The organism is Chitinophaga sp. GbtcB8 (genome assembly GCF_019091455.1).
Taxonomy (GTDB): domain Bacteria; phylum Bacteroidota; class Bacteroidia; order Chitinophagales; family Chitinophagaceae; genus Chitinophaga.
On sequence record NZ_JAGXJN010000294.1, the window covers coordinates 1 to 248 of the forward strand.

Genomic DNA, 248 nt, shown 5'->3' on the forward strand with positions numbered 1-248 from the left:
CCAGTATTCGGCCCACCGCATAAAGGTAAGCATAGTAACAGAGTTTCATGATCAGCTGCCGCTTACCATTAACAGCGATAAGGCCAAGCTTACCCAAGTAATGAGCAACCTGCTCGTGAACGCGGTAAAATTTTCCGCCCCTAAAAGCCGTGTAACAGTTAAGGCCTATGTAAAGGACGGGCTGCTGTATATGGAGGTAAAAGACCGGGGCAAAGGTATTGAGCGGGAACGCCTGCACACCATCTTTG

General features: G+C 49.2%; 1 protein-coding gene. It reads left to right on the forward strand.

Translation table 11 applies throughout. The annotated features are described in order from the left end of the window. Positions 1 to 248 (forward strand): sensor histidine kinase KdpD (locus KVT36_RS31910; protein ID WP_217607466.1); only part of this gene is annotated, 248 nt, incomplete at both ends.